This is a genomic window from Pseudoalteromonas sp. 2CM39R, assembly GCF_023161845.1.
The window spans coordinates 177,843-190,727 of the sequence record NZ_JALNTM010000004.1; the positions used below are offsets into that span (position 1 = coordinate 177,843).

Here is a 12,885-nt window from a genome sequence, read left to right on the forward strand (position 1 = left end):
CGGATGAGGAAGTTTATTCGATCCGAGCTTGTCTATTAATATCGTAATAGTACAGCGACTGTGATAGCTTAAATGTAACTAATATTAATGAGTTATCGGTATGAGCATGATTCCTAGTATAAAAATTTTAACGAACTCTAGCCTGCTTTTTGATGTTTCTCACTACAGCGAACCACACATACTTGCGACGCAAAAAAAGCTTTGGGCACTCGCCCAACACTGTAAAAATAGTAATGAGTTTATTGATTTAGTACCGGCTATGAACTCATTAACTTTGTATTTAAAGTCTTCAGAAATGCTCCATAAATGGCACAACACCTTAGCTAAGTTATGGGAGGAAGTAGATGATTATCCGTTTGATAGCCAGCACCACCAAATTAATACCTACTACCAAGGTGAAGATTTAGATTACGTAGCTAACTATCATCAACTCACAATTGATGAAGTGATTAACTTACATAGTAAAGAGTTATATCACGTTCTATTTTTAGGCTTTGTTCCCGGTTTTCCTTATTTACATGGGCTCAACTCACGGTTATTTACCCCAAGGCGCGATAACCCGCGAGTGAGTGTACCTAAAGGCGCAATTGCTATTGGAGCAGACCAAACTGGTATTTACCCTGAAGATTCGCCAGGTGGTTGGCATATTATAGCTCACACTGATGCCTGCTTATTTGATTCTAAAGCGGCTAATCCTTGCTTATTTAAACCTGGCGACACCATAGAGTTTGTGCCTGTAAAAGGAGTAAGCAATGATTAAAGTAATCAAGAGCGGTATTCAACTAACAATCCAAGATTTAGGCCGTGTGGGTTTTCGACATTTAGGGGTAAGTCGCTCAGGCAGCCTTGATACCTATGCACACATTATTGCGAACCGTTTATTAAATAACACCGACAACGCTGCCGTGCTGGAATTAACCGTGGGTTTATGCGAACTGCAATTTCAGTGTGATACCGTTATTGCCCTTCATGGAGCCGACCTCAAAGCAACCCTTGATGGACACCCACTTTATCCAGGCTGGAGTTACCCAATAAAAGCAACGCAAACACTTAGATTTGCAACTGGCCGTGGTGGCTCCCGTGCTTATATTGCAGTAAAAGGCGGTATTGAATGCCCAGAGGTTATGGGTTCTAAATCTACCGATTTAGGGGCAGCCATTGGAGGCTTTAATGGCCGTGCACTGCAAAGCGGCGACGTGCTAGCCATAAGTCCTTATACTAAAGCATGGTTATGTAATAAGGGCGCTCTTACCCCACCTAAACGTAATATTATCCGTTTACATGTTGGTCCTCATTATGAGCTACTAACACCCGAGTGCATTAATGCTTTTTGTGATACCGCATTTACTATTAATCCAAATAGTAATCGTATGGGGGTGCGCTTAGATCATAAAAATGCTGATATTATGCAACATACACTTTCATTGCCCTCTGTAGCCGTAGCACCTGGGAGCATACAGCTTCCACCTGATGGCAATCCTATAGTGTTATTAAATGACGGGCAAACAACGGGGGGTTATCCTTTAATAGCGCATGTGATAGAAGCCGACTTACATCAGTTTGCACAATTTAGAACTGCTGATCCAATCACCTTTGAATTTGTATCACTTGAGCAAGCAAATGCTGCAAAAAATAAGCTCGATGCTCACCTAGCACAACTTAAGCTGAGTTTAAGCCGCTACTGGGATTAATTAATAGTGCACTCACGCTCACTCACTGAGTAACTCAACCGCTATTTATTTATTTTCGCTTTGCACTTTCTTAGTGCAAGGCAAACTAATTTTTGCAATTTAATTTAACTTTAACGTAATTAAAAATTGCACATTGCATTTTAATCTCCTTGCCAATATCACCACATTGGTGCAGCGCCAATTTATTTGGTGCATAAATTATTCTTATTATTTTAAAAAAGCCATGTGACTTAGGTATTTATTTCTGATAAAACAAGGTTAGTCTTTAGCAAACTCGCTATCGTAGGCACTTAATAGGAATGAGGAAAAATTATGTGTTCAATATTCGGCGTACTCGATATTAAATCGGATCCCAGCCAGTTACGCGCTCAGGCAATCGAAATGTCCAAACTGCTTCGCCACCGCGGGCCTGATTGGTCAGGGGTGTATTCATCAAACAAAGCAATTTTAGTGCACGAACGCTTAGCAATAGTTGGCGTATCAAGCGGTGCGCAACCATTATACAACCCAGAAAAAACGCATATTTTAGCGGTAAATGGCGAAATTTATAACCACAAAGAGCTTGCCGCTAATTTAGAAGTCGAGTTTGATTTTCAAACGCAGTCAGATTGTGAAGTTATTTTAGCCCTGTATAAACAAAAAGGGCCTGCATTTTTAGATGACTTAAATGGTATTTTTGCCTTTTGTTTATATGATGAAGAGCAAGACGCTTACCTAATTGGTCGCGACCACATTGGTATTATTCCACTGTATACAGGCCACGACGAGCATGGCAACTTTTATGTAGCATCAGAGCTAAAAGCGCTTTCACCTATTTGTAAACATATAGAAGAGTTCCCACCTGGGCATTACCTTTACAGCAAAGACGGTAAATTAACACCTTACTACCAACGTGATTGGCAAAGCTACGACGCAGTTAAAAACAACGATGCCAAGGCAGAAGATGTAAAAGATGCTCTAGAAGCCGCGGTAAAACGCCAGCTTATGTGTGACGTACCTTACGGTGTATTACTATCAGGTGGATTAGATTCGTCGGTTATTTCAGCTATTACTCAACATTTTGCTGCAAAACGTATTGAAGACAACGACGAAAGTGACGCTTGGTGGCCTAAACTGCACTCATTTTCAGTGGGTTTAGAGGGCTCTCCCGATTTAGCAGCAGCGCAAAAAGTGGCTGATATGATAGGTACTATTCACCACCCTATTATTTTTACTATTCAACAAGGTATTGATGCTCTTAAAGAAGTGATTTATCACATTGAAACCTACGATGTAACCACTATTCGTGCATCAACCCCTATGTACTTAATGGCACGCCAAATTAAAGCTATGGGCATTAAAATGGTACTTTCAGGTGAAGGTGCCGATGAATTATTTGGTGGTTATTTATATTTTCATAAAGCACCCAATGCACAAGAGTTTCATGAAGAGCTAAACCGTAAAGTATCAAAACTGCATATGTTTGATTGTTTACGTGCTAATAAATCAATGGCTGCTTGGGGTGTTGAAGCACGCGTGCCATTTTTAGATAAAGAATTTGTTGATGTGGCAATGCGCATCAACCCAGAAGCTAAAATGTGTAAAGACGAAAAAATTGAAAAGCATATTTTACGTGCTGGCTTCGACGGCTACCTTCCAGACGAAGTGTTATGGCGTCAAAAAGAACAATTCTCTGATGGTGTTGGCTACAGCTGGATTGATACTTTAAAAGAGTATGTGAATGAGCAAGTAACGGATCAAGAACTAGCGAATGCTAAATTTAAATACCCAATTAACACGCCAGATTCAAAAGAAGCGTATTTTTACCGCCGTATTTTTGAATCGCACTTCCCGGGCGAAGCCTCTGCTAACTGTGTACCACATGGTAAATCAGTAGCATGTTCAACCCCCGAAGCACTGGCGTGGGATGCATCTTTTCAAAACAATGCAGATCCATCTGGACGCGCCGCAGGCGTTCACAATGAAGCATATAAAAAATAGTTACCCCCCTATCTACGCTGCAGGTTAAAAACTGCAGCTTTTATTCGCTGTCTTTGTGAATAATTTCTTGAAAATTTTATTCCACTAAAAGAAGTGAATGAGAAATCAAAACCATTCAATTTAATCATTCATGTTTAATCACTGTTATTTGTCACTTCTTTACAAGCGCAGCGTTTCTTTGCCATTTTTGTAAATTAAATCGCAAAGGTGAAATAAACCTTTGACCAATTTAGTTTAAACAGTAAGATTTAGTCGCTTTTTATAAAAACTATTTCAATCTCGCTTTTTCATTAACCTCATGAAAATATTTATCTAGCTCATTATCCAAAATCATAAAAACATAGTTAAAATGTCATTAAAAAATCATTTAATAAATGAATAGTGATTTTAAAACGCTGAGTTAGTTTTTACGTATTCAATAGCGTTTTTTTAGTTATTTACTTGTCTGATTAGGCCGAATATTCATTCACTTAGCTTTGCATTCAATGCTATATACGACTATAAAATAATTAGCTGACACATTAGTTATCTTTTGTTCAGCTGCCAGATATGTACAATAAAAAGACAAAAGTAGCTTAAAGTTTTGCCAAAGTGTTAAATCTTTTGCATTTAATATTTAACTCCCCTATTAGTAAAGGTATGATGGGCAATTAAATTAGTTAGTCTTCTAACTATTCGTGTTATTAGCTTTAGTTATAAATCTAATAAGACGAATACAGTGAACTATAAAAAACTGGCATTAAGCCAACCTGTTTCATTAACCAATGAGGTATTGCATGAGCGAGAATCATGACAAGTACAGTATTGATAATACGGACTACACCGTAGGTCAAGACAACGTACAAAAGTGGGGATTTGATATACATAACCCTGTATTCGGGATCAGTGCAGGGTTAATAGCACTTTTTTTAATCGCCGTACTAGTGTCAGATGCCGAAGTAGCTAAAACAACACTAAATGGTATCAAAACCGATATTATTAATAATTTTGACGGCTTATTTATGTGGGCTGCCAACTTCTTTGTTATTTTTTGTTTAGTTTTAATTTTTTCACCATATGGCAATATCCGCTTAGGCGGTGACGATGCTAAACCATCGCATTCTCGTATTTCTTGGCTGGCAATGTTATTTGCTGCAGGTATGGGTATTGGCTTAATGTTCTGGGGTGTTGCTGAACCAGTTGCATACTACACTGGTTGGTATGAAACGCCGCTCAATGTAACAGCTAACACACCAGAAGCCGCGAAAATGGCAATGGGTGCAACTATGTTCCATTGGGGTCTTCACCCTTGGGCAATTTATGCTGTAGTTGCGCTTTCGTTAGCATTTTTTACTTACAATAAAGGCTTACCGCTTTCTATTCGTTCGATTTTTTACCCAATTTTAGGTGATAAAGCGTGGGGGTGGCCTGGTCACATAATTGATATTTTAGCTGTATTAGCAACCTTATTTGGTTTAGCAACGTCACTTGGGCTAGGTGCACAACAAGCTTCTGCCGGTATTAATCATGTATTTGGTTTTGAAGGTGGCGTAGGTTCACAAATTCTGGTTATTACAGGTGTTACGTTACTAGCAGTCGTCTCTGTTATTAGAGGCATTGATGGCGGCGTTAAATTACTTAGTAACGTAAATATGCTCATTGCTTTAGTATTACTAGTATTTGTATGTTTAGTTGGTTTTGCGGTCTCTATGGGTAATATCCCTAACACGGTAATGGGGTATGTAGAGAACATTATTCCATTGAGTAACCCACATGGCCGTGAAGATGAAACATGGATGCATGGTTGGACAGTATTCTACTGGGCTTGGTGGATTTCATGGTCACCGTTTGTAGGTATGTTTATTGCGCGTGTTTCGCGTGGTCGTACAATCCGTGAATTTTTAACCGCGGTATTACTTATTCCAACAGCGGTTACTATCCTGTGGATGTCTATCTATGGTGGCATCGCAATTGACCAAGTAGTTAATGGTATTGGTGCTCTTGGGACTGACGGTCTAACAAGTGTCCCTATGGCGATGTTCCAAATGCTTGATGAAATGCCAATGGCGAGTGTGCTTTCTTTCATTGCTATTGTATTAGTACTGGTATTCTTTATTACTTCTTCTGATTCAGGATCACTTGTAATTGATTCAATCACAGCAGGTGGAAAAATTGATGCACCGGTACCACAGCGTATTTTTTGGGCTACTGTTGAGGGCGCAATTGCTGCTGCATTACTTTGGATTGGTGGTACTCAAGCGATTGAAGCACTACAAGCTGGGGCTATTTCAACCGGTCTACCGTTTACCATTGTTTTACTATTAATGTGTGTAAGCTTAATTTTAGGTTTACGAACTGAGCCTCGCCCAGTTAAATAACACCCTACATTAAAAAACGCCGCTAATTGCGGCGTTTTTTTTACTCTATTTTTCCTATAATATTTTATAACGTTTCGCTAAAGCCAAATTTCACTTAGTGGTGTATCTAACCGATAATGATAACTCAGCTGAGCTTGCAGTAATTCTGCGGTGGCTAAAGCGTCAGTCAGTGCATTATGGTTTTGATACAATGGCAAGGAATAACGCTCCCTTGTATCACTTAACCGTAATGAGCCTAGTTTTGTATTAAATAGCCTACCTAGTAGCCCTTGACGCGCTCTAAGCGCTCGCCTTTCAATTTCCATAGTGTCGACTAGAGCAAATTCAATCCCTTCTTTTATACGTGTGAGCAGCGCATTATAAAAAAAGTGGCGCTCAATGGCGGCATAATGCACCACCACCACTTTCCCTTTAAGTGCATCAAGAAGTGGGGCTAAAATTCGATTGAGGTCGGGAGCTTCGTCCACTTCTGAGTGGGTAATACCATGGATAACAATCGACTCTTCACTCAAATCTCGTCGTGGTTGTACTACCCAATGGTGGCTCTCTTTACAGTAAATACGATTAACATTGAAAGGCACTAACCCCACACTAACAATATCATCGGTATTAGCGTCCAGACCTGTTGTTTCAAAATCTAGCGCCACAAAAGGTACATCTTTAAGTGGAGCAGTCTGATTGGTAAATGCCAGCTTATAAAACTCCTTAAGCAACGAGTTTTGCGCACTATGTAAAAGCTGCTCGTAACGACGTGGCCAATCTAACGGTGATTTAGCCATAACTTATTTCACACCTGAATGAGCAGAATAACTAAACTTTAAAAAGCTTTGCGCTTTTTCTAAAATCGCAAAAGCTTCTTTTAAATTACTTTGCTCAAATGGTGAGAGTAAATGCGGGTCTAAATCATTATCGGGCGCTTCCCCCTGCTCTATCTGCCATGCCTGATGGCGAATACGTACAGTGGCAATATATTCAAATGCATCACGCAAATCTTGTGCTTTGCCTTTGGGTAATAAGTTAGCCTCGATAATATCCTCTAAGCGCTCAAACGAATTTTGTTTACGTGAACCGACCGCTAATGCATGAACGCGAACCACATCAGATAGCGGCGCTGTACCACGACGTTTTAAGTTCATTGAGCGCTTATGTTGGCCATTGTGCTCAAGTACAAAGCCGTTAAAAAATCCCAATGGTGGCGTTCGATTGCGAGCATTAGCAGCAAGGTTAGCTAAAAAGCGTTTATTTACTTTGCTTTCTTTTGCCACCAGCGTTTTAAGCTCATCGGCCCACTTTAACTTACCCCACACACCATCTAAGTCAAAGAATATCGAGCTATTGAGCAGTGCTTGCGGTTTGGGCTCGGCCATCCAGCTAGCAAATTTTTCTTGCCATTGTTCGCGGGTCATACGCCATTTTTTAAACGAGGCCATAATTTCACCATCACAATAGGTATAGCCACACTTAGCTAAGCCATCACACACAAAGTCTGATAAGTTTTGAAAATACTCATCGTGCAATACCTCATCGAAACTATTATCTAAAATCAGTGCATTATCTTGATCGGTTACAATTAACTGCTCATCCCGTGCCATTGAGCCCAGCGCAATAAAACAATAAGGAATGGGCGGCTCGCCAAATTTTTCTTCTGCTAGGGCTAATAGGCGCTGTTTAAAGGTACGTCCTATTACTGCCATAGCGGTCCCTATCATATGCGAATTAGCATCTTCGTTTACCATACGCACAAACACATTAGGTAATTGGCGGGCGTAATGAACTAAGTCATCAACCGATTGTTGAGCTAAAATACCGCGTACTAACAATAAGCTACTTTGTGATTCATAGCGTAAAATATCAGATAGCGATATCACCCCTATTGGTCGCTTTTTATGTACCACAGGTAAGTGATGTAAGTTATCTCTTAGCATGGCTAAAACAGCTTCAAAAACGTAAGAGTTACTATCGAGCAAAACCAACCCTGAGGTCATTACCTCCTTCGCCGGCGTATCAAACGTAAGTCCTTGGGCAACAACTTTGGTACGGATATCTCTATCTGTGATGATCCCGACGACTTGACCGTCATCCTCTTCTGGATCGTCGCTTATTTGTTTTTCTATATCAGTAACAAGTACTGAAGAGACCGATTCTTGTGTCATCAAAAACGCGACGTCTTGTATGGGGGTTTGTGTAGTAACAGTGACTACATCGCGATGTAATAATGATTTAACTTTTGCGGTGGTTAAATCATTGCTGTCGGCTTGCTCTACTATCGCTTGGTGCAAGCGTACGTTGCCATCCACTTCGAAAAAGTCGGCAAAGGTTTCGTATTTATCACAGTATTCGTTGAAGGTATTAACATTAATACAATACGTTAAGGTATCTTCAAGTGCACGAGCTGGAAACCGCACTTTGCGGTTCATCAATAAACCCATTTGGCCAAAAATACCGCCTGTAGCTAAGCGGTTATAGAGTTCACCATTACGGCGTGAAATCTCAACTGAGCCACTACGAATAATATACAAGTCACTAATATCTTGCCCTAAATGCAGGATATCAGTTTCGGCACGAAAGTAAGCAACCTCTATTTGCATTGCTAATTCGTTCAATGCCTCAGTAGGAAGCGTATCAAATGGGGGATGTTCAACTAAAAATTGGGCTATTTCAACTTGCTCGGCCTGCATAGGGAATCCTTGTGGCGTGAATCTAGTTGAATTGTGAGCCTAATTGGCTATTTTTTCAAAGAAAAATAGCCAATTTACGTAAATAGTTAGCGATTAATTATCTACTTGCTCTAACTCCTGCGCTAATTGTTTTGACTCATCGCCGCGAGGGCTGGTAAAACGTGCAAGTCCTAAATAAATCACCGGTGTTAAATAAAGCGTAAACAATACCGCTAATGCTAGTCCACCAAACACCACCCAGCCAATCGCATTACGCGCCTCAGCGCCCGCACCTGTTGACATAATAAGCGGTAATGCACCCAATAAAGTAGAAATTAAGGTCATGGTAATGGGTCGTAGGCGTACCAGTGCAGCTTGTTCAACCGCTTTTCGAACACTAAGCCCGTTATCTCTTAATTGATCAGCAAACTCGACCAATAAAATTGCGTTTTTCGCGATTAAACCAATAAGCATTACCAGACCAATTTGCGAATAAATATTGAGTGATGTGCCGGTTAAGTACAGTGCTAAAATAGCGGATGTAATACCAAATGGCACAGTAATCATCACCACAATGGCGCTGTTAACGTTTTCAAATTGTGCTGCCAATACTAAAAATACAATTAAAAATGCCAATACATAGGTCATCAATACTTCGTTTGAGGTCTCTTCAAATGTCAGAGCTTCCCCTTTAAACGCTAGGGTAATACCTGCTGGTAATGATTGCTCAGACACTTGTTTTATTTGCTCTACCAGTGTGGCAATGGTTAAACCTTCGGGTAATTCCATGCTTAATTCTATGGCACGTCGCTGAGCATGGCGCTCAAGCTCTGCAGCTACACCTTCCTCTGTAATATTAGCTACACTACTGAGCGGTACTAATTGATTATCGCGGGCGCTTACATATAAATTTGCTAAATCACTGGGGTCATTAATGGTTTGATTTTGAGCCTGTAACATAATTGGTATTGACTGATCGCCAATATTTAAATCGGCTATATCGTCGCCATTAATGGCAGCTCTTAAAGTAATGGCTATATCACTTAACGATACACCGAGCTCTTCTGCGCGTCGTCTGTCTATATTGACGCGAAGTTGTGGTTGCGATGGCTGATACGATACGCGAACCGGTGCAACTTCAGGTACTGCTTTTTCAAGATCTGCTGAAAACTGCTGTGCAGCTTTAAATATTTCAAGGTAATCTTGCCCCAGCAAAGCAATTTCGATTCCGCCACCTTGGCCACGTAAATTTAGACTATTAGCGCCTCCTGCGTATGCGGGTGCTCCAGGAATATTCATTAGAGGCTGACGAATTTTATTGATGATTTCTTGTTGACTAAAGTTACGTTCATCCCAGTGCTTTAAAGGTACAGTGATGAACACAATATTAGGATCCCACTGACCAACAACCGTGTAAATAGATTCAATTTCACCGCTTTCGACGAAAGGCAGCAAAGTGTCTTCCATTTTAATGGCTTGCCTGTCCATAAAGTTTAAGCCTACGCCATCTGGCCCACGAGCAAATATTCTAATCTTACCGCGATCTTCTGTTGGTAATAGCTCGTTATCTAAGCTCATATACAATGCACCTGAGCCGCCTGCCACTAATAAACAGGCAATAAAAGTTAGCCACGCATGATCGAGTACTTTATGAATTGTTTTGGTATATAAATTAGCAAGTACGTTACCAAACTTAGCAAATGGATGAAAACCGCCTTGCTTAAGCTTTAGCTTAGAGGTAAGTGCTGGCACTAACGATAACGCAACAAAGCTTGATATGATCACTGCACCGGCAAGAACACCGCCAAACTCTCTAAATAAACGTCCTGCTGTTGATGGTAAAAAAGCGATGGGAACAAACACAGCTGCTAATACCGCCGTGGTGGCAATAACGGCAAAAAATACTTCACGCGTACCTACCACTGCGGCCGCACGCCTGCCAAGCCCTAATCCTCGCTGGCGTTGAATATTTTCACTCACCACAATCGCATCATCAACGATTAAGCCAGTAGCAAGTACAAGCGCGAGCAAGGTTAAAATATTTATGGAGAAGCCCAATGCCCATATCAGTGCTAACGAGCCTATCAAGGCAACCGGAATGGCAAATGCTGGCACTAAGGTTGCACGCCATGAGCCAATAAACACCCATAAAGTAATGATCACTAGCAGCACTGTGAGCACTAATGAGTTAATAACTTCATCCACTGAACTTCTAATAAATTGTGCATCATCTGATGTTAAGATAAATTCCATCTGAGGAAAGCGTTCACGCATTCCCTCTATAAGCTTTAGAACTTCATCTGATATTTCTATGGTGTTAGATTGCGCTTGGCGGATAATTTCCATACCAATAACGGGTTTACCATTGAGCCTAACCATAGAGCGCGGATCGGCCGGGCCAAAATATACCGCGGCGATATCGCTAATACGGGTATCACCACGAATGATAATATCACCGACTTGATCTGGTGTGACCGAGGTAGCATCAGCACGCACAATGATTTGCTGATCGTTTGATTTTAAACTTCCTGCAGGCACATCAAAGGGAGCTTGCCTGAGAACGTCAGCAACATCAGGAATAGTTAAATTAAAGCTACTGAGCTTAAGCGGATCTATACGTACTCTAAGCACTCTCTCTCTATCACCGTTTAAGCGCACATCAGCAACACCGGGAATAGTTAAAAACTGTGGTGCTAAGTCAACATCAACTCGCTCGGTTAATGCCTCTAACGATAAACTCTCACTTGATACGGTGAGTGATACGACCGCCTCAGCATCATTATCGGCTTTTATAATGGATACACGCTCAACCTCTTCTGGGAGCTCTCTTTGCACTCGCGAAACTGACTCGCGCGTTTCATTAGCGGCATCATCCAGATTAACACCAGGTCTAAATTCAACCACAATACGTGAGCTGCCTTCTTCACTTTGTGCACGAATAGATTTAACTCCACTCACACGGGCAACAGCACCTTCAAGTTTGCTGGTGACTTCAGTGTCAACGGTTTCTGGGGAACCACCTGGAAACGAAGCTGATACCGTAATACGCGGCCTATCTACATCAGGAAGCTCTCGCACTTCTACGCCAGCTATAGCGGCGATACCGGCAATAATTATTAATAAATTAAGCACCACAATAAGTACAGGTCGGCGAATTGCCATAGACGGCAAGTCTTGCATCATAGGTTGCTGTTTCATGGCTACTCCTGCGTACTAGCGATAGGTGCAGTAAAGCTTAATTCTTGATTGGCTCGCAAGCGCTGAACGCCTTCAACAACTAACGTATCGTTTGGCTGTAATGCCCCTGATACGAGTAAGCGCCCTGCCAAGCGTTGCTCTATTTTCACATCAACCCGGGTAGCTTTGTTATCCACACTCGTCCACACATATGGACCCGTTGCGCCCCACAGTAGTGCTGCTTCAGGAATAGCGGCAAAGCGTTGACCTAATACTTCTATATGTACTCGAAAACTCATACCCGGTAAGAATTGTTGATCTTTGTTATTTAACTTTGCTTTGACTCTTAAGGTACGAGTTTGTGGGTCTATACGTGAGTCTAAATAAGCTATTTCTGCCTCAACAGGCGCTTGCGATTGCCATGGGAACACGCGTACACTAGCATTATTTCTGAGCATCGCAATCGCTGATTCAGGCGCGTTAAAATTAATGTATAACTGGCGGGTATCATCGATGCTAGCAATCATTGTTTGTGTTGTGATTCTGTCACCCACTTCAATGTCAGTCAGCCCCATAGTGCCATTAAAAGGGGCACGGACTTGGCGGTCTTCTAATTCAGTTTCGGCTTGAGTGAGAGTAACTTTTGCAAGCTCCACGATGGTTTTTGCATCATCTACATCACTTTGCGGAACAGCTCCTTTAGCTTGGCTTTGTTTTAAACGTTTTAAAGTTCGCTGACTATCTGCTAATTTTATTTTAGCCTCTTCAAGGGCCGCTTTTTGCCTACGTGAATCTAGCTCAAGTAAAATATCACCTTCTTTAACCTTATCGCCAGGTTTAAAATGAACCGCTGCTACTTTGTCACCTACGGCAGGATATAAAATAACAGAATGGATAGCTTCAGCATTACCAACAGCCTGAACCTGCTGTTGGGCTTGTTCCATAGCGATATTTTCAACGACCACGCTAGCACCAGTTACTGGCAAACTAACCGATAAAAATAAGGCCGTTATGCCCATTAAA

At 41.2% G+C, this 12,885-nt stretch carries 8 protein-coding genes; 4 read left to right on the top strand and 4 right to left on the bottom strand.

The features are described from left to right. The first annotated feature begins 100 nt into the window (after positions 1 to 100). The 4 genes from pxpB to MTF66_RS11225 all read left to right on the top strand — a co-directional run bounded on the left by pxpB (position 101) and on the right by MTF66_RS11225 (position 6,028). A complete protein-coding gene (gene pxpB / locus MTF66_RS11210) occupies positions 101 to 760 on the top strand; it encodes a 5-oxoprolinase subunit PxpB (protein ID WP_055013293.1) in 660 nt (219 codons plus the stop codon). Continuing rightward, positions 753 to 1,691, top strand: a complete 939-nt coding sequence (locus MTF66_RS11215) for a biotin-dependent carboxyltransferase family protein (RefSeq protein ID WP_248527268.1) — start codon at positions 753 to 755, stop codon at positions 1,689 to 1,691. The genes pxpB and MTF66_RS11215 overlap by 8 nt, the downstream gene beginning before the upstream one ends. 312 nt (positions 1,692 to 2,003) lie before the next feature. Continuing rightward, positions 2,004 to 3,671: an asparagine synthase B gene (gene asnB / locus MTF66_RS11220; RefSeq protein ID WP_248527269.1), complete on the top strand. Its 1,668-nt coding sequence runs from the start codon at positions 2,004 to 2,006 to the stop codon at positions 3,669 to 3,671. Between the two features lie 776 nt (positions 3,672 to 4,447). After that, positions 4,448 to 6,028: a BCCT family transporter gene (locus tag MTF66_RS11225; RefSeq protein ID WP_010389940.1), complete on the top strand. Its 1,581-nt coding sequence runs from the start codon at positions 4,448 to 4,450 to the stop codon at positions 6,026 to 6,028. 77 nt (positions 6,029 to 6,105) lie between these two features. Here MTF66_RS11225 and MTF66_RS11230 read toward each other — a convergent pair whose 3' ends face one another. The 4 genes from MTF66_RS11230 to MTF66_RS11245 form a co-directional block, all read right to left on the bottom strand. Then, entirely contained in the window at positions 6,106 to 6,807 is a 702-nt protein-coding gene (locus MTF66_RS11230) for a 3'-5' exonuclease (RefSeq protein ID WP_138621155.1), read from the bottom strand. 3 nt (positions 6,808 to 6,810) lie between these two features. Then, positions 6,811 to 8,706, bottom strand: a complete 1,896-nt coding sequence (locus tag MTF66_RS11235) for a putative nucleotidyltransferase substrate binding domain-containing protein (RefSeq protein ID WP_138621153.1) — start codon at positions 8,704 to 8,706, stop codon at positions 6,811 to 6,813. Between the two features lie 93 nt (positions 8,707 to 8,799). Then, positions 8,800 to 11,883, bottom strand: a complete 3,084-nt coding sequence (locus MTF66_RS11240; RefSeq protein WP_248527270.1) for an efflux RND transporter permease subunit — start codon at positions 11,881 to 11,883, stop codon at positions 8,800 to 8,802. Between the two features lie 2 nt (positions 11,884 to 11,885). Continuing rightward, positions 11,886 to 12,881 carry an efflux RND transporter periplasmic adaptor subunit gene (locus MTF66_RS11245; protein WP_055013297.1) on the bottom strand — a complete coding sequence of 332 codons (996 nt, stop codon included), beginning with the start codon at positions 12,879 to 12,881 and terminating at the stop codon, positions 11,886 to 11,888. Positions 12,882 to 12,885: the final 4 nt, after the last annotated feature.